Origin of the sequence: Aureisphaera galaxeae (assembly GCF_028561275.1) — a bacterium.
Classification (GTDB): domain Bacteria; phylum Bacteroidota; class Bacteroidia; order Flavobacteriales; family Flavobacteriaceae; genus Aureisphaera; species Aureisphaera galaxeae.
The window spans coordinates 526139-545854 of record NZ_JAQQTF010000006.1 but is presented as its reverse complement, the minus strand read 5'-3'; the positions used below and the strand labels follow the sequence as shown (position 1 = coordinate 545854).

The window sequence follows — 19716 nt, the reverse complement described above, 5'->3', positions numbered from 1 at the left end:
GAATGGGGATTTTTTAATAGATTCATTTTCAACAGAAACCTTAACGTTTTAACGTAAAGTGCCCTCTAAATTCCTTTCGGGTTTCATCTTCTGTATATTCTACCCTAAACCAATAATCACTGGAAGGTAATGGGTTTCCGTTATACGTACCATTCCAACCTGGACCTGAAGGACTAATTTGTTTCAGCAGTTTTCCAAAACGATCGAAAATATAAATCTTGGCTGTAGGATCGGCCGTGGCAATACCTATAATATTCCAAGTATCGTGAAATCCATCCTGATTCGGGGTGAGCAATTTTGGGTAATCTATAACCCCGATTTCTACGGTAACACTTCCACATCCATTAATATCCCGAATGGTCACGGTATGGGTTCCCGCGGACACATTGGTAAAGGTATGGACAAGTTCACCACCGCCTTCGAAAGGACCATCGTCCAATTGGTACTCGTATTGACCTTCTCCAGAAGCTGTCGCTTCTATCATATGGTCACCATCAAAAGCATTGCTGGTAACATCTACATCATACACTTGAGGAGGGGAAGAGAGGACGACCGTCGTCGTAGCGGTAGTGGTACATCCGGATTCCCTTTCGGTTGCGGTTACTTCGTAAGAACCTGCTTCCAAAGCAATAAGGAATGGCTCTGTGGCATTGGGTAAAATTTCTCCGTTCACGGTCCAAGAGAATATGTACAGGCTAGGATCTAACCCCGTATCTATTACGGGTGGAGATACTTCGCCGTCTTCTTCGGGAATGGCTACTCCGTTATCCACACATAATCGATATTCTTCCTCGAGCTCCACGGTAGGTAACTGTTCTACGAGTAAGCGCACTTCAACAATTGCGAAGCAAGGGTCTTCATCTTCTGGGTCTACTTCGTTGGTTACCCTTGCATATATGATTTGTGGGTTTATCACATTTATGTAAATATTGGATAGGGGATCGATCCCCGCTTCTGCATTTTCGAAGGTTTCATGATAGGTGAGTATGTAAATTGCAGGATCTTGTCCATTTAGGATTTCATCACGCAGGGCGTCTGCTTCATTGTCTAATTCTGTTGGGTTATCACTATCACTAGTTAGGGTAAAGGCCCCAACGCCATCGTTTTCTTCCAAATTATCACAAATTATGTAGGGCAAGGCTGGTTCCATGGCAAAAGCCGCTTCCTTCACCTCTATATTGAAGGTAAGCGAGGTTTCTCCCGTGCCGATATCGGTTTCACTGGCCACGAAGCACCCGGTTTCATTATCGGTGATTCTTACATATATAGGCTGTGGATTGCTGGTATTGGGGAAGTTCATGGGGTCTAAAATGACCGAAGTTCCGTTTTGTGCATCGCTTTCGCTTAAATAGTAAGAAACACTGAATAACAAAGGATCTTGTTCGCCCAAAATTTCGCTGTCTTTTTCGGTTAAATCGAAGATGGCTACATCATCCGCCAAAAATTCGCAAGCCACCAAATCGGTTAGGATAGCACTGTCGTCGGGAAGTGGATTTACACGTAACTCCAGCACAACAATGGTAAAGCAAGCCAATTCTCCTGGTGGAACATCTCTGATCACACGAGCATATATAAGCTGTGAGAATGCTGTCGTATTTTCATATTGCGTGGGGGTGGCTATGGCCAAGGTAGGATCTCCTTCTTCGGCCAATTCCATACTTTCATAGTACAAAATGCTTACATCGGGTTCTCCATTGATAATTTCGTCGTCTTTGCTAGTAAGATCGAAAACAGACAATCCGTCGCTATCATCAATATCTATCGTTGGGTCTCCATCTCCATCACAAATCTCAAGAGGTTGTGGCTCAGAGGGCGTTGGATTGGGAAGCACCCGTAATGTCATATTGGTTCTGGCCTCACATCCATTTTCAGTAAAAACGGTTACAAAAATATCCTGTGGATTCACAGGGAGCCCGGTTTCATCCATATTTTGATGTGCAGTTGGGTCCATTATAGGATTGTCGTTATCCTGATCATCTTGGGACATATAATAAGAGACAGAATAGCTTATGTTACCAGCAGTGATGACGTCGTTGTTCATGGTGAGATCGAAGGTAGAGATACCATCATCTGCTGTACTACCGTTTTCATCATCATCGCATTCGACCATCTCAAAAGGACCCGGTGCCAATTCGGGCGAGGGGTATACTTCAAGAACAAAAGAAGATACCCTCGAACATCCTGAAATCGCATTTTCCAATCGAACCCAAATTGTTTGTGGATTGCTAAGATTTATGTATGCCTCTGGAGTAGGTATGGCATTTACTCCATTATTAGCATCGTCTTCACTTTCATAATACGTAATGGGTAGAAAATCTGCTGCATCCTGGGTTCCCAATACGGGAATATCGTTATCGGTTAGCATGAAAGTAGCAAATTCGTCTTCGTCATCGTCGCAAATCCCCATGGGATTAATGAAGTCTTCTGTGGGCACATCTGGAAGTTGTTCCACTCGTAGTTCCATCGGAACGATGGTATAGCAAGGATTTACGCCTGGAGGTGTATTGCGTACCGCTCTTGCATAAATGATCTGTGAAAAAGGAACCACATTGCTATAAGGACTCCCCAACATATCTGCGGGATCACCACTTTGGGCATCTACCAAGGTTTCGTAATAACTGATAGTTAGGTCGGAATCGCCATTGGTAATTTCCGCATCTTTATCTTCCAACATAAAATCATTGAAAAAACCATCATTGTCATCATCGCAGGCAAACAAGGGTGTTGGCTCGATAATGGCTGGATTTGGTTCTACGGTGATAAAGAAACTGTTTGTGGCGATACAGTTTTCGACATTTAATACCCCCACGAAAATTTCCTGTTGCGGAGTCACTGTATTTTGATACGATTCTGGATTGACGATAGGGATGTCTGCGGCAAGATCTGCAGCACTGGCATAAAAGTTTATCACCAAGGTTTCGTCTCCCAAATTAATAAGGGGGATATTAGGGGTCAGATCGAATGTGGATAGCCCGTCTACAGGGGTACTTCCGTTAATTTCATCATCACACAAAAAGAGATCATTCCCGACACCAATGGTAGGGAACGTTCCTACGACCAACTCGAAGGGAGTAATGCGAACACATCCAGTAATCATACTTTCAAGGCGCACCCATATCGTCTGTCCTGTGCTAGGGAAAGCATTAGCGGGGTCGATAGCATTCACTCCAATTTGGGCGTCGGCCTCTAAAACGTAGTAACTAATCGGTTCGAATTCTGCAGGATCTTGTACACCTAATACCGATGCATCCTGTAATGTAAGGTCGAATATAGCTTCTCCATCACCATTTTCATCACATGAGGCAAACGGATTTTGGAAGGTACTGTCTGGCATATCGGGTAGTGCTATAACATTTAGTGTAAGCTCTACGATGGCGTAACAGGGCAATATCCCGGGTGGAACGTCGCGTGTGACACGTCCATAAACAATTTGAGAATTAGGCGTTGTATTCGTATAAGGACTTACGATCTCGGTTCCTGCAACGGCATCTATGGCTTCCTGTAGCGTTTCGTAATAAAGGATGCTTACGTCGGGTTCTCCATTGATAATTTCAGCATCGCGATCGGTTAACACAAAACCACCCACAATTCCATCATCGTCGTCGTCACAAAGCTCGATAGGAGCGGGGGACAGGTTTGGTGTAGGATTGGGAAGTACGGTCAACGTAAGTGTAATGATACGTTTACAGTCGAATTCTGTGGTCACTCGCCCGATAACAGTCTGTGGGGTCGAGGTGTTCTGATACATGGTTGGGTCTGGAATAGGGTTGCCCGCAATCTCATCGGCAAGGGTTTCGAACCAAACAACGGTAAGTGTGGGATCTCCAAGGGTGGCAGCGTCATTCTGACTGGTTAAATCGAATGTCGATATTTCATCGTCCGGCAAACTTCCGTTCAATTCGTCATCGCAAAGCATAATTTCGAAAGGTCCAGTATCGGGCGGTAGGGGATCAACAATCAATTCCAGTTCTACGATGGCATAGCATCCACTGGCTCCATTGGGATTGGGCGGACTCGTGCTCGTATCATTTCCGACCATTAAAATATATATGGTTTCTGGGTTCGAGGTGTTGATATAGTTTGTGGGATCTGGGATGGCCAACGAAAAGTCTGGAGAGTTCAATGCGGCTTCACCCGCTAAAATAGCCTCTGTTTCATTGTCATAGTAGTATACGTCGAATTCGCTGGGAGATAGGGTTCCGTATACCTCCATTTCAACTTCAGTTAGATCGAAAATATAAAATCCATCTTCAACCCCGTCATCATCACATTTTCGCAATGGTTCGGCAGGTGTGGTGGGTACGGGACTATCCCTTACTTCTAAGGTCACCGGAACAATTTCGAAACAAGTACTCACTGTACTTTGTACCAATGCCCAGACACCCCCTGTACCATAAAATGGATCTGTTATATCGGTAATGGGTATGTCCAAATAGATATCATCGTTCACATAAGGATTTGGAAGCGGTAGTTGTGCTAATTGTGCATCGATGAGTGTTCCATGGTATGTCACTACCAAATCGGGGTTATTCAAGGTAATAATTTCGTCGGCCGTGGAAAGATCGAAGTCTGCAAAACCATTATTGTCTGGGTCACAAACTACTAAAGGTGGCGGATTGTTATTAATGGGAGCCGGAGGTAAGAAACTAACGTCAATTTCATCTTGGATAAAACACAATCCCTTAGATCCTTCCACTGCATAAGTGCCTGGAACAGTTACGCTTAAGGACGGACCATCTTCCCCAGGAATGGGAGCGCCATTAAAGAACCATACAAAAGTAAAATCCTGATCTAAAATTCCAGTATCCAAAAAAACTGGGGTTCCTTCACATCCTACGATGTCGTCACCTAAGAAAAATTCGGATTCAGTTTGATTGATCTCCACAACAAACTCATTGTTATCTTCGTTGGTTTCAGCTACAATACCCGTTCCATCCCCGATATCGTCCACTACGGCTCTTAAATTGAAAATATTGGGAGTCCCTAGAGGGATGTTTAAAGTAATGGCTCCGGCTTCGGTTCCGCCAATGGGAATTTCATTCACTGTCTGCGCTTGTCCCACTAATACAGCATCTGCGTAAAATGCTATGGGTGTGTTCGCTTCAAGTGGTGCCGTACTATTAACATTGGAAACAACATAGGTAATATCCAAGTCATTATTGTCACATATGACACCTACATTTTGAATTTCGATCGTGGCATCCGGTATTTCTGAATTCACGCTTGTAATGATGTTATTCACCATTACAAAGTCCTGCCCAGACGTTAAGTTTATGGTAATACTTGTATCTCCTTGCGCTACAACATCTTCTATGTTGTACACGTCCATGTCCATATTGTACAATTGATCCGACCCCGTATAGCTATTGGTACCGTTAAAGGCGTTGTTAGCGGGGTTAAGGGGAGGGTTGCTAATAAGATTACCGTTAATGAGCAAGGTTTCATCCACCGCAATACCCGAGTCTCCTTCCCAAGCCAAGAATCCAATTTTTGCCAAATCCTCGGTAGTGATATCAATATTGTTAAGGATGATTTCTAAGGTAGGATTATTGGCGGAAACGAATTCTAACCCATCAAATAAACTAATCTGATTTAAGGTGAGGGAAAGATCCTGAAAGATGACAATAATACTCCAGCCCCCATAGTTGGTTGCGTTCCCGCAGTAATTGGGAATTGCACCCGTTAAGTCCAATTCGGAAAGGGTATAGGTTCCCGGCCCCGTAGACCCTACAATGTCGGATACATCTGCATAGGCAGAAAAATATTCCAAACCTGTACCGGAAATTAAACTGAAAGTACGTTGCGCCACGACCTCTTGGCCATTGAGTTCAACATTAAAATCACCAGATCCGGATCCAGACCAGTAAAGATGTGCCGAAACGAAAGCCTCTCCCGGGCCTAAGTTATAATCGGCGCTACTTTCGGTGAGGATGGTACAGGGGGCACCTAAGCCATTTTCTTGGGTGTTCAGTGTATTTCCAAATGCGGTAAAATCATACCTTCCATTAAATTGTTGAAATAGTTCGACATTTTGAGCGGTAAGGTGAGTGGATATGCATACTAGAAAAAGGAGGGTTAGTCTTCTCATCATAGCTTTATAATTGACTGTCAAGCAATAGTTTTCGAATAAATGTATTGATATTATTTGATGAAAACGTAGATGGAAGTATGTTTTTTTGTCTTAATCCATGAAAGGATGAGATTTATAGGAGACAATAGGGTAAAAAAAATCCCCAAAACGGGGACTTTTTTATCGCAGGGAGTTTTGCCTTAAAATATCCCTGAGTCTTGCTTTTATGTCGTCGCCGGCATCCAAGACCATTTGTTCATTGGATGGGAATGGAATAAAATCGAATTCCAAAAACCTTAAGTCTTCTTCGGTCAAGGCACGTTCGTCTCCTCGGAACTTGGCGAATTCATTTTCAAAAATAAATTCGGTTGCCAAAGGATGTCTTCCCATATCCCTTCCTTGCTCTAGGTTTCTATAGTGTACATCACCTCCCACAAGCACGCTCTTAGTTTGTGTGGTATACATGACCCTAGCGGTTACATAGATGTAGTTAGGGATCTTTATATCATTACCCAGACTATCCTTCATTACATTTCCATTACGGTCCAGTTGATACTTCCAGCCATCTTCAATCTTTTTCTTTCTACGGAATTCCCTTTCGGAAATACGCTCTGGAGAAATGGCGATCTCTTCAAAATTCATTCGAATACCAAATTGATAATCGATATCGGATTTTGGCTCTTCGTGGTATTGCGTCCAGAAATCATCCAGATCGTAGGTGTTGAAGTCCAACAACTCTCTTTCCAATCTTCTCGGGATGATCTGGCCGCTTCTATTTCTCAATTCTACATGCACAAAATCGGTACCCAGGAATCGGGACTGCTCCTTCAATCTTCGAACATCCTTATAGTTCTCCTGTAGCTCTTCGATTTCACAGTATATGTTGTACGCGGTTCTTGCGTCTAATGTAGTATTTCGATTAAGATATTGCGCTGCCTCATCATAGCTGTAAGCCACATAATTATTTTTGGCTACAAGAATATCCTGAGAGTAATCCTTGATCTTGAATTTAGCTTCCCTTCCTTGCGAATTGGTCAAAGGAAGGATTGGACGCAATAAGTTTTGACGTTCTTCTAAGTCTAAGTAACGGAAGAAGATTTCCTTACTGTTGGAAGGCTGATTCTCTTTTTCCAAGAATTTGATCCTTCGGGTATCATCGTCCACGACTTTTACGAAGGCTTCTTCCAATAGGGCAATATGCGCGTCACTTTTGGACGAAACTTTTCCTTTCCTCAATTTCTTTACGGCCAAATAAATGGCTTGGTCGTAATTTCCTTGGGCTAAAAATTTCTGGTTTCGCTTTACACTATTACATCCCAATAGCGTAAGTGCCACCAATACTAAAGTAATAGTTGTTCTCATAACGAAAATGTTTGGTTACGAAAAGGGGAATACAAGGGTTATGCCAAAATTATATCTCTCTGGCGGGTAGCACTTTACCACTGCAGTCGCCAAAGCCAATACGTACTTCATCATTTTGGCAGTATCCTCGTAAGATAACAGTGTCATTGTCGTTAATGAACTTTCGTTCGCTGCCGTCTTTCAGTTTCAGGGGATTTTGTCCACGCCAGGTAAGTTCCAGCATAGAACCATAGCTATCTTTGGTAGGACCGGAAATGGTTCCACTTCCCATCATGTCTCCACTGCGAACGTTACAGCCATTCACGGTGTGGTGGGCCAATTGCTGCGCCATGGACCAATACATATACTTGAAATTGGAGTCTGCCACTACATTTTCTTCACCCCCTTCTGGTTGAATAATCGCCTGTAGGTGAATGTCGAAATTTTTAGGGCCGTCCTGTTGTAAATAAGGAAGCGGCGCCGGATCTTGTGCGGGACCTGCAACTCGGAAAGGCTCTAGTGCATCCAAGGTGACGATCCATGGTGAAATGGTAGAAGCAAAGTTCTTTCCTAGGAAAGGCCCTAGGGGAACATATTCCCAAGCCTGAATGTCCCTGGCACTCCAATCGTTGAAGAGTACAAGTCCAAAAATATTGTCTTCGGCTTCCTCAATCGGTACGTGTTTGCCCAAGTCGTTGGTTGCTGTGGTAATGAATGCCATTTCCAATTCAAAATCCAATAGTTTGGAAGCTCCAAATCCAGGAATTCCATCTTCTCCCGGCTTGGTTTGTCCTACAGGTCTGCGAATGGGCGTTCCCGACGGAATGATAGAAGAGCTTCGTCCATGGTATCCAATGGGGATACGAAGCCAGTTGGGAAGCAAGGCGTTTTCTGGATCGCGGAACAGGGAACCTACGTTGGTAGCGTGTTCCTTGCTAGCATAAAAATCGGTATAGTCACCAACGTCTACCGGTAATTGCATTTCAATTTCGTCCAAACTGAAGAGCACTTTCTTACGATGTTCTTTGTCGTCCCTTAGTCCAGGAGATGTGTGTAAGAAAATGTCGGATATTCTGTTACGCACCAAGCGCCATGTTTTGCGTCCATCGGCAATGAAATCGTTTAATGAATCCTGCAAGAAAATATCGTCGGTAAGCTGGATTCCCTTAAAGTATCCTAGCTGATGCATAGCCCCCAAATCGATAGCGGTATCGCCAATTCGGGTCCCAATAGTGATCACATCGTCACGAGTAAGAAATACCCCGAAAGGGATGTTTTGTATGGGGAAATCGCTATTCTCAGGAACATCGATCCAAGATTTGCGCGTGGGGTCATTTGCAGTAAGTGGCATAGTGCGTTTTTTTGTTAGTAAATATGTGAATCAAATATATAATTTCTGCGGAACCAACCCAAGCTTTTACTATTTTTGATTCCGAAATTAACGCTACTATAATGATTGCAAAAGACGAACAAATATTTGAACTTATTGAGGCAGAAAAAGAAAGACAATCTAATGGCCTCGAATTGATCGCTTCCGAGAATTTTGTAAGCGATCAGGTAATGGAAGCCCAAGGGTCTGTCCTAACCAACAAATACGCCGAAGGATACCCAGGAAAAAGGTACTATGGCGGTTGTGAAGTAGTAGATGAGGTAGAGCAGATAGCCATAGAGCGCGCTAAGACACTTTTCGGTGCTGAGTATGCCAACGTACAACCGCACAGTGGTTCGCAGGCCAATACGGCCGTATTCGCAGCTTGCTTGAAACCAGGTGATAAGTTCTTGGGATTCGATCTGGCGCATGGGGGACATTTAACCCATGGTTCTCCTGTTAATTTCTCAGGTCTTTTGTATACCCCAGTTTTTTATGGAGTAGAAGAAGAAACGGGCCGCTTAAATTATGATACGATTGAGGAAATTGCCGTTAAAGAGCAACCCAAGTTGATCATTGCAGGAGCTTCTGCCTATTCGCGTGAGATTGATTACAAGCGTTTCCGCGAAATTGCAGATAAAGTAGGCGCCATCCTTATGGCAGATATTGCACATCCTGCAGGGCTTATCGCTAAAGGAATTATTAGCGATCCTATTCCGCATTGTCATATAGTAACCACGACCACACACAAAACACTTCGCGGACCTCGCGGTGGGCTTATCCTAATGGGTAAGGATTTCGAAAATCCATTCGGATTAAAGTTGAAAAACGGTAATCTGAAAAAAATGTCCATGTTGCTGAACAGCGCTATTTTCCCAGGAAATCAGGGAGGACCATTGGAGCATGTTATTGCTGCCAAGGCGATAGCTTTTGGAGAAGCGTTAACGGATGATTTCTTACACTATATGATTCAGGTGAAGAAAAATGCTGCTGTTATGGCACAAGCATTTGTAGATAAAGGATATAAAATCATTAGTGGTGGTACGGACAACCACATGATGTTGATCGACCTTAGAAACAAGGATCTTTCCGGTAAGCAAGCGGAGGAAGCCCTTGGGAAGGCCGAGATTACCGTAAACAAGAACATGGTGCCTTTTGACGATAAGTCTCCTTTTGTTACCAGTGGAATCCGAATCGGTACCGCAGCAGTGACAACCCGTGGATTGAAGGAAGACGATATGTTACAGATTGTGGACCTAATCGATGAGGCGCTTATGAATCACGAAGATGAAGATCGATTGGAAACTGTTGCCGAAAAGGTAAACACAATGATGGCAAACAAGCCTTTATTTCAAAATTAAAACAAGCTTATGTTGAAACGTCTTATCTTCCTTTTGCCCCTTATTTTTATAGTAGCCTGCTCCAGTAGTGACGATAGTCCGCAGGAAATGCAGGAAGAGATGGAGGAGGAAGAGATGCAGGAGACCTATTCTTTTGGAATCAATGTTTCCTCAGATTATTTGTCCGATACCGAAACTGGCAAGGTGTACATTAGTAATATTGCTGGGGTGATTGTTTTTGAAGCGGATTTTGTGAATGGCGAGAACTATGACTTTTCATTTGAAGCTGCCCCTGGGCAAACATTTGACTTTACCTTATATCGTCGTTTTGAAGTAAGCGGAGCAAATTTATACCGCGTTACGACCTTTGAGGATTTTATTTTCTCAAGTTATGAGTTAGATAGAAAGGATGTCCCTCCAAGCTTGGAAGATGTTTCTTTGGAGTATTTCAACTTTGGACAACCCGATCCGACCGAACAGAATCTTTTTTACACGCTTACTAGCGGTTCCTATTCTTCAGATAATGGAGGAACGCTTACCACAAGTAGTGAACAAATACGAAATGGAGGAAGTTACTACATGGCTGCTAGGAACGACTCCGATGCATTTCCTCGGTATTTTTGGCAAGAGTCTGTCACAGCTCCTATCAATGTTTCAGCCGATTTCAGTACGCTGCCTTTCGCAGACGATGTGATGAATATTTCATTTCCTGCCAACGATGATACTAGATCAATCGTAATGGGGCATAAAAATTACAATAGCAATAGTATAGAAAATGTAATTAGGGACGAGATTAGTAGTTCTAAAATAGATGAAATGAATATCTTTTTGAAAGATGGTCTTTTCGATTTTTATGAAGTGCTATGCTCTTATTCTATGGGTAATAGAAGCTACCATTATAATGAACTTAGCGAGGGATTGGATTTTAACATAAGCAATCCCGATTTCGATTTCTCCATTCAAAACAATACTATAGGGGATTTTTCGGCAAGTACCTCTGGGAACTACGACAACTTTAATGCACGTTACGAGGCAACGGATGATACTTCTTTTAATGTAATCTATAATGTTGTTGGTGCGTCTGGCCAAAACATTAGCTTTTCGAAGGACGAACTCTTCGATGCTATTTTTTCCAATATTCTTTTAATTAGCGCTAATGGTCTGGAACCAAAATCCTTCGGGCTTGGCAATAGTAGTTCTGTAAACTCATTTCAGGATGTTATTCAGGGCTTTCTTAATGTTTCTGTAAATACCGATACTCTTGGACATACGGAGCAATCGGTTGGGGAGATATTCCAGTAACCTTCTTTTTTAGTACGCTTTCAATAGTTTTTGTACATTTAACTCTATCAAACCCATGGGGTTTATTTTAAATTAACTTGCGATCGCGTATGAGAGTACATTACATTTTTATCTTTCTGCTTCTTACATTTTTTCCCTTATCAGCTCAAATTCAGTTTCAAGAAAATACGACGGCTTTGGGCCTCAACAATGTGAACTATGGAGACGGATTTTTGGGCGGAGGTATCTCTTTTTTCGATTTCGATGATGACGGTTGGGACGATATCACCGTGAGTACAGGAGACGGCTATCCCATTCGGTTTTTTAAAAACTTTGGGGGGACATTTCAAGAATTATTCTTCTTAACCGACGATCCGCACTACCAAAATAAAACCGTGGTTTGGGTCGATTTCGACAATGATGCGGATTATGACCTATATATAACTGGGAATACCGATAGCAATCGTCTGTACGAGAATACTGGGAATATGAATTTCGTAGATATTACGGTAGCTGCAGGGCTTATGACCGACGATCACCGCACCTTTGGCGGATCGTGGGGTGATTATAATAAAGACGGCCTACTAGACCTCTTTGCCAGTTCACGGAATACAGAAGATCTTACCGTTCCTAATATTTTATACCGAAATAATGGAGATGGGACCTTTACCGATGTTAGTTCCGCTGCCGGGATTTCGGATGTAAACCATTATTCTTTCTGCTCAGCCTTTTTCGATTACAATAATGACGGTTGGCAAGATATCGTTATTGCCAATGATAAGGATCCCAAAAACCTGCTGTATCACAATAATGGAGATGGCACCTTTACGGAGGTAGGTGAGGAAACCAATACCAATGTGGTGATGGATGCCATGAGTACTACGATTGGGGACCCTAACAAAGACGGTTGGCAGGATTTTTATGTAACCAACACCCAAGCAGGAAATGCTTTTTTTGAAAACAATGGAGATGGCACCTTTACCGACATTGCTTCCACTAATGGTACCTTGTTTGAATCCGTAGGATGGGGCGCGGTATTCTTGGATGCGGATAACGATAGGGATGAGGATCTCTATGTAAGTGGAGTGCTAGATGGTAGCACAGGTATGTTACCTTCTGCCTTTTATGAAAATGATGGTGCAGGTAATTATACAATTCCAACAGACGCTGGTTTCGAGAATGATACGGCACAAAGTTTCGGGAATGCCATTGGAGATATCGATAATGATGGTTATGCCGATATCATTGTATTGAACTACGCTCCAGACAATATTTTCCTTTGGCAGAACAATTGTCCCGCTAACAATAATTGGTTCAAAGTAAAGTTACAAGGAACCGAAAGCAACCGAATGGGAATAGGTTCGACCATTGAGATTATGGTTGATGGACAAAAGCAATACAACTATACATTGTGCGGAGAAGGCTATCTGGGTCAGAATTCGGCCTATGAATTCTTTGGATTAGGCACCGCTACCGAAATTGAATATGTAAAAGTAACTTGGCTGAGTGGAATCGTGGATTATATTGAAAATCCTACCATTAATGAGGCTATTACGATTATTGAGGGAAGTACATTAGGTACAGAAACTTTTCAGCAAGAAAGTAGGGTAACTATTTCTCCTAATCCTGTAACAAACCAGGCACTTTTGAAAACGGGGTCTTTCTGGAGGGATGCCACGGTTGAGATTTCAGACATCCAAGGAAGAACCCTTTGGACCGCACAAATCTCTTCGGAAGAAACTACTTTGAATTTCTCCCGATATCCTTCAGGGGTTTATTTCGTGAAAGGTACGAATGGACAAAGGACGTTTTCCGAAAGGATCGTATTAGATAAATAGAAAACCGTCGAAGTTCTCATCTAACGGGATTCCCATTTCATCGTACATGTCTTGCATGCTCTTTTGGAAAGCCGCTTCATTATAATAAGCTGGTTTCTTAAGGGGTTTAATCACCGGTCCGTCTACTACTGGGGTCAATTCTGGATTCATAATATCATATTTTAAAATTGGTTTTACAAAACTATGTGTGTAGTGCACTGTAATCAAGAGGCTTAAACCGTAATATGGTAGGGGATTTTTCCTGTGCGAAAACCGCCAAAAATCCTATATTCGTGTTTCAATGAAACTCATTACGCAACGACTTATACTCAAGAAAATCACTACTGCTGATGCTCTTTTCTACGTTAAGCTCTTCAATTCTGAAGGTTGGCTCAAGTATATAGGAGACCGCAATGTTCATACCAAAGCGGATGCAGTGGCTTATATTAAAAAACATTATTTACCCATCTACGAAAAGAATGGTTATGGCCCTTTCACTGTAAATCTGAAGGATACAGGCGAAACGATTGGTGCTTGCGGTTTGTACAAACGAGATCATTTGGATCATCCCGATATTGGCTTTGCTTTTCTTCCCGACTATATAGGCAAAGGATATGGTTACGAAGCCGCGAAAGCGGTCATGGAATATGCCCAAAGCGATTTAGGATTAGCAACCATTCTTGGCTTCACAGTCCATTATAACAAGGCTTCCATAGCGCTTTTGGAAAAAATAGGATTGAAGGAATCCGGTACCTTCAAATTTCCGGATGATGATGAAGAGCTGCTCTTGTTCTCTAACGAATCGTAAATTATAGATGCACCCGCCAAGTGGGAAAATACATCATTTGGGGTATATCCCTTTCTGTCTAATTGTTTACTTTTAAACAAGTTAAATAGACATGCAAGTGAACCGTAGGCTTTTCATATTCCTATGTTCTGTAATGTTGTCTTGGAGTGTGTTCGCTCAGTTCTACGAGGTTACCCGTTATGCAGATCACAACGGATTGCCTTCGCGAATTGTTCTAGACATTGCCCAAGACGATCTGGGGTACCTATGGATTGCGGGGAACAATGGTCTGTACAAATTCGATGGTCAGAAGTTTCATGGATATTATGCTCGCCTAGGAGACACGACGGGACTAAGGGATAATAAGATTCAGACGCTAGTTACTGCTAGCGATGGTAGGGTTTGGATTGCGACACCGCAAGGTTTGCACGTGCTCGAAAATGAGGAAATTACTTTTATTGCCCTAGAACCTGAGCGCGAAGGGAAAATCGATTATGTCATCAATATTCTTGAAGATAGTTCCCACAACATTTGGGTGTCCACTTATCAAGGGCTTTATTTCATATCGAAGGGAAATGATATCCCCAAACGCATACTATTGCCAGATGAGGTTGCCCATGAGGATAAAGCCATTTGGAGTGTTACCGAAGACAGTAAGCATAGGATATGGGTTTGCAGAGCAGATTCACCGCCACTCATCGCCGAAAAAGGCTCGCTTACATTCAACAAATTGCCTTGGGAAGCAGGAGAGGATGTAGATCTCGTGAATTTGAATCCTTTCAAATATATCGAGTTCGATGCAGAGACCATTCTTATCAGTGCCGGAACGGGCTTGCTGAAGGGAAGTTGGAAAGACGACTCCACCTTATTTGTTGAAAAATTTAAGGCGCACGACGGAACTATTGCATCCCCCCATTTTCTTTATAATACGGCGATTGATAAAGAAGGATTTATTTGGAATGCCACATGGCGTAATTATTTCACAAAATACAAACTGGAAGATGGATTCCTCATAGAGCAGGAAGTGATTACAACTAATGGTCTTCCTGGGATGTCTAGTTTTTCTCGAAGCATTTTCGAAGATTCCCAGGGAAATATCTGGATTGCCAATAGCAATGGTCTTTATAAACTGAGCAAGAATGTGGGTAAGATGTATACATTTCCACCTGTGCATATCTCCAATTGCTTGGATAATATTAGTATGTACGCCTTGGCCGAAGATGATGGCGGACATCTATGGATTAATACGCCTACCATACTTTACAGGATCAACAAGCAGGATATACTGGATAACAAATGCCCCACCAATTTTCTTGAATTTAAAAACGAACATTTTGAACAGGCCCGCGATCTGCTCATTGATAGTAATAATAGATTATGGATAAGCGGAAAAGGAGGGGTAAGCGTTGCTCAATTGGACGAAAACTACGAGCCCGGCCCTTTCGCTCATTATACCGCCGCTAATGGACTTCCCAATACCATTTCTACGGGAATTATAGAGGAAGATTCCAACACTTTCTGGCTTGGGAATTACATTCGGTTACTCAAAGTGACCTTGCCCGATGGTGACTTCAACAATCTACAGTTTAAGGCCTACGATGCTAGTTTCGATAGGGATGATGCCTTGGTGAATTCGTACACTTTTCAGGTACAAAAAGATAGCAAAGGACAATTGTGGGTAGGGACATTTGCAGGACTAAGTCGAATGCTATCTGAAGAAGGAGAGGGAACCTTCCAGAATTATACAAGTTCCTTTGGGGACCGTACTCGGATAAGTAATAACTCCATCAAAAAAATATTCAGGGATCGCAAGGATCGCTTATGGATAGGAACCCAAACCGGTCTTAACTTATATGAAGAAGAAAGTGATCGATTCCGACAATTTGGATTAAACGATGGCCTCCCTTCCGAATATATTTTAGGCATACAGGAAGATTCCAAAGGAGCCTTATGGATTGCCACAACACGAGGTGTTTTCAAAGGCATCTATAACGAGTCCATGCAGAGCTTTGTGCATATTGAATATTTCACCATGGGCGATGGTTTAGCCGATAATATAACCAATCGCAATTCCATTTATATAGATTCCGACGACCATGTATTTATTGGAAGCAGTGGAGGATTGAGTGTTTTGAATCCTTCGGCTGAAGCTATGATTGCTCGTTCTTTCAACCTTGGGCTTACTACCCTGGAGAGCATCACAAAGAAAGACCAAGGGTTTGTTTCGATCAAGGATCGTATTAAGGATGGTACCATCGAACTTTCACATCGGGAGAATTCCATTAAATTAAGCTACGCAGTATTGGATTTTACGGGGCCTTCCCATAATCAGTACCGCCATAAGATGTTACCCACCAGTGAAGATTGGATCGAAACGGGAAATGATGCTGCCTTGACCTACTACAACTTACCCCCTGGGGAATATACTTTGCTTTTGGATGGAAGCAACAATCAAGGAATTTGGTCGGAAGTGCCTTTAGAATTGAAGATTCACGTGCTTCCACCTATTTGGAAAACGAAGTGGGCCTATGCTTTATACGTGCTTTTGTTATTAGGTACTGTATGGTGGATCTATCGACTTCGCATTCGGAAAAAAATGCAGGAATTGCAGCAGGAAACCCGCTTGGAACGGGCCTTGATTCGGGAACGTGAACAATTACGCAATGAAAACGCCGCCGATTTCCATGATGAATTGGGGTCTAAGGTGACCAAAATATCCATGTTCCTCACCTTGGCAGAACGCACCCTTCAGGAAAACAAGGATCCATCTAATTGGTTCGGGAAGATGCGGGAAAATATTAAAGATCTATCAGGTAGTTTCCGCGATTTGCTCTGGGTTATTGATCCGCAAAAGGACAGTTTGAGCGATGCCATTTTGCGGTTGAAGGATTTTGGAGAAGAGTTATTTTCCAATACCGATACCCATTATACCACCCAAGGCTATTCGGAAGCGTTACATGAGATTCAATTAGACCCGCAGACCAAGAAGCAGATCGTGCTCATCTTTAAGGAAGCCATGCATAATTGTGCCAAATATTCTGATTGTACTGTGGTTGAACTAACTGTGGAAACGGAGGAAGGATATTCTTCCCTTCGATTGAAGGACAACGGAAAAGGGTTTAATGTACATCGACAAAGTAAGGGTAGGGGATTGACCAATATGAAGAACCGATCGGATAAGATTGGAGGAAATCTTTCTATCGTTTCGGGTGAGGAGGGCACGGTGGTAGTGTTACACCGAATACCCCATCTGAGGGATGAGAATGGTGATAAATAATTGTAAATTAGTGTTTTAAATTAGATAATGAATCAGGATATTGTGCATATTGCCATTGTAGAGGATGACCATGAAATACGGCAGACCCTCAATCTTATCTTAGATGGCTCCACGGGCTTTTCGTGCAAGTATGCCTTTCCCGACGCCGAATCGGCCATTGCTTCCATTCCCAATTTGCCGGTAGACGTGGTACTCATGGATATCGATCTACCACAAAAGAACGGTATTGAGGCCACCCGGGAACTCAAAAAGAAATGTCCTGAGATCGATTTCATTATGCTTACGGTACAGAGTGACGACGATTCCATCTTCGAATCCTTGTGTGCTGGGGCTTCTGGGTATTTGTTGAAGGATACCAATCCCGCCGATTTATTGGTACACATTAAAGAGGTATTTAATGGCGGATCGCCCATGAGCAGTCAGATAGCGCGACGCATTATCAATTCCTTCCGTATTATAGATAATCCCCTTTCCGAAAGGGAGACCGAAATCCTAAAACTACTAAGCCAAGGACTTAACTATAAGGATGTGGCCGAAGAGGTTTTTCTAAGCCCACATACAGTAAAAACCCATATAAAGAATATCTATTCCAAGCTGCATGTAAACAACAGGGCAGAGGCGATTTACAAGGCAATTAAGCAGAAACTCATCTAGTTCTTTTTTAAAATACCCCAAACGAGCGATTGATTCAAGTGTTTCATTGTGAGAGATTTGCGAAGTGTTAACCATTTTAAAATCTCACTTATGAAAACTATCAGATTAGTACGATTATCAATACTTGTATGTATGGCCTTTGCTGTGACCAATGTTTACGGACAGGACATCGGAGGTATTGTAAAGCGAAAATTAAAGAAAAAAGGAAAAGACAAAATTGAAAAGACCGTAGACGACGGTATCGATGTCATTGAAGGCAAAGACAAAAAGAGCGACCCAACCGTTTCTGGAGGAGGAAATGGAGAAGTGGTTGTAGTTTCTACCAATGAAATGGGCGGAAATGCTCCTATCGTTAATTTTATAGACCCCGGAAGTGCAGTATTTGTGGACGATTTCAATACGGAGCGCCCAAGTGAATTCCCTTCCAAATGGACCCATGTAAGCGGTAGCCTGCAGAATGACCAAGTTTTAACGAATGGTGAAAAAGATGGCGTTGTAGAAGCCATTTCTGGGTATAGTACCATAAAGCCTACCATTAAAGGGGATCGTTACTTGGGAGATACTTTCAAAATTGAAATTCATGTGTATTTCTACGGAAAAGGAAACGAGGTATACTATGTGAACCTTAAGAATGACGATAATCCCTATGCCAATCATGATCTGCGTATTGCCAACGGTTCTTTGCATAGTGGATCGGATGGGATTGTTCGCTTCCCAGGAGGGATTCAGCCGGGATGGCACGTTATTCAGTATTCCTTCAACAAGGGGAATTTGAAAGGATATTTCGATGGGGTACAGCTTATTAATGATCCAGACATTACCCACAACCCTGAGCATCCAAGGAAAACATTCAACCGATTGGAAATAGAAATGGTTTCTCCAGGATCCAATGCCGCACCGCCAAGAAGACAAATGATCTCCTATTTCGCTATTGGAGGACAAGGGCTTCCTTTGTATGATCGTCTTATTAACGATGGCCGTTTGGTCATGAACGACATTAACTTCGAGGTGAACTCTTTTGTGCTACAAACATCTTCCTATTCAATTCTCGATAGGATGGTAGCTATGCTTACAGAACATCCAGAGCTTTCATTAGCCATTCACGGGCATACCGATTCAGATGGTACGAATGAATTTAATCAGACCTTATCCGAAAATCGCGCCAATTCTGTAAAGAGTTATCTAACCAGACGTGGTATCGAGGAGAGCCGATTAACCACTTCCGGATATGGGGAAGATCAACCTGTGGATAATAGTGGCACGGACAAAGCAAAGGCTAAGAATCGTAGAGTAGAATTTGTTCTTAAAAAGTAAAAGTATGAAAACAGCTAAGAGTTTATTTTTTGTAGTTCTATTGTTCATGGGATATGTGCAAGTAGCGGCCCAGGGGTATACACCTCCCAGCAGGGATCGGGTAGAGGCTCTTTTAGAACGCGCAGATGATTGCAAGAAAAACATAGAGAAAGAAGAAGAGAATCTAAAAATGATGGAGGCAGATCCAGAAAGTGTTACGTTGGCCCAATACAATGCTACGAAACAAGCGATAGCCGCTTATAAAAAATGCCTTAATGTGGTACGCAAAGAATTGGATTCCCTTAGGAAGGATTACCCTGGCTGGTTCAATTCGCCATCGGCCACGTTAGAAGTAACCGTGCATCGTCAGATTATAATTATTACACCACTTATCATCTTGGCCATGCTTACCGATATGGAAGGTGTAATGAAAGCGATTCAAGCTCGTTTTGGAGCCATTCCAGAACCTGGACATTAAAAGGAAATC

The 19716-nt window shown here is 42.6% G+C and carries 12 protein-coding genes; 8 read left to right on the top strand and 4 right to left on the bottom strand.

Annotated features, from left to right (window positions below; translation table 11 throughout):
* Nucleotides 1–40 precede the first annotated feature (40 nt).
* The 3 genes from POV27_RS12805 to fahA form a co-directional block, all read right to left on the bottom strand.
* Nucleotides 41–6091 (bottom strand): T9SS type B sorting domain-containing protein, encoded by a 6051-nt coding sequence (locus POV27_RS12805; RefSeq protein WP_272863168.1) that lies wholly within the window; start codon nucleotides 6089–6091, stop codon nucleotides 41–43.
* 159 nt (nucleotides 6092–6250) lie between these two features.
* Entirely contained in the window at nucleotides 6251–7432 is a 1182-nt protein-coding gene (locus tag POV27_RS12800; RefSeq protein ID WP_272863167.1) for a hypothetical protein, read from the bottom strand.
* Between the two features lie 49 nt (nucleotides 7433–7481).
* The gene (gene fahA, locus POV27_RS12795) at nucleotides 7482–8762 is read right to left on the bottom strand and encodes a fumarylacetoacetase (protein ID WP_272863166.1); all 1281 of its coding nucleotides are present in this window, start codon (nucleotides 8760–8762) and stop codon (nucleotides 7482–7484) included.
* 104 nt (nucleotides 8763–8866) lie between these two features.
* Here fahA and glyA point away from each other — a divergent pair, with 104 nt between their 5' ends.
* The 3 genes from glyA to POV27_RS12780 all read left to right on the top strand — a co-directional run bounded on the left by glyA (nucleotide 8867) and on the right by POV27_RS12780 (nucleotide 13239).
* The gene (glyA, locus tag POV27_RS12790) at nucleotides 8867–10141 is read left to right on the top strand and encodes a serine hydroxymethyltransferase (RefSeq protein ID WP_272863260.1); all 1275 of its coding nucleotides are present in this window, start codon (nucleotides 8867–8869) and stop codon (nucleotides 10139–10141) included.
* A 9-nt stretch (nucleotides 10142–10150) separates the two neighbouring features.
* The gene (locus POV27_RS12785; RefSeq protein WP_272863165.1) at nucleotides 10151–11422 is read left to right on the top strand and encodes a hypothetical protein; all 1272 of its coding nucleotides are present in this window, start codon (nucleotides 10151–10153) and stop codon (nucleotides 11420–11422) included.
* Nucleotides 11423–11511: 89 nt separating this feature from the next.
* Nucleotides 11512–13239 carry an FG-GAP-like repeat-containing protein gene (locus POV27_RS12780; RefSeq protein WP_272863164.1) on the top strand — a complete coding sequence of 576 codons (1728 nt, stop codon included), beginning with the start codon at nucleotides 11512–11514 and terminating at the stop codon, nucleotides 13237–13239.
* On the opposite strand, the gene POV27_RS12775 is transcribed toward POV27_RS12780, so the two are convergent.
* Nucleotides 13228–13389 (bottom strand): hypothetical protein, encoded by a 162-nt coding sequence (locus POV27_RS12775; protein WP_272863163.1) that lies wholly within the window; start codon nucleotides 13387–13389, stop codon nucleotides 13228–13230. The genes POV27_RS12780 and POV27_RS12775 overlap by 12 nt on opposite strands.
* 130 nt (nucleotides 13390–13519) lie before the next feature.
* Between POV27_RS12775 and POV27_RS12770 the strand changes: the two genes are divergently transcribed.
* From POV27_RS12770 to POV27_RS12750, 5 genes are all read left to right on the top strand, one after another.
* The gene (locus tag POV27_RS12770; RefSeq protein ID WP_272863162.1) at nucleotides 13520–14026 is read left to right on the top strand and encodes a GNAT family N-acetyltransferase; all 507 of its coding nucleotides are present in this window, start codon (nucleotides 13520–13522) and stop codon (nucleotides 14024–14026) included.
* 97 nt (nucleotides 14027–14123) lie between these two features.
* Nucleotides 14124–17282 (top strand): ligand-binding sensor domain-containing protein, encoded by a 3159-nt coding sequence (locus tag POV27_RS12765; RefSeq protein ID WP_272863161.1) that lies wholly within the window; start codon nucleotides 14124–14126, stop codon nucleotides 17280–17282.
* Between the two features lie 27 nt (nucleotides 17283–17309).
* Nucleotides 17310–17936, top strand: coding sequence for a response regulator transcription factor (locus tag POV27_RS12760; RefSeq protein WP_272863160.1), 627 nt, complete (start codon nucleotides 17310–17312; stop codon nucleotides 17934–17936).
* Between the two features lie 90 nt (nucleotides 17937–18026).
* Nucleotides 18027–19250 (top strand): OmpA family protein, encoded by a 1224-nt coding sequence (locus POV27_RS12755; protein ID WP_272863159.1) that lies wholly within the window; start codon nucleotides 18027–18029, stop codon nucleotides 19248–19250.
* Nucleotides 19251–19254: 4 nt separating this feature from the next.
* Nucleotides 19255–19707: a hypothetical protein gene (locus POV27_RS12750; RefSeq protein ID WP_272863158.1), complete on the top strand. Its 453-nt coding sequence runs from the start codon at nucleotides 19255–19257 to the stop codon at nucleotides 19705–19707.
* Nucleotides 19708–19716: the final 9 nt, after the last annotated feature.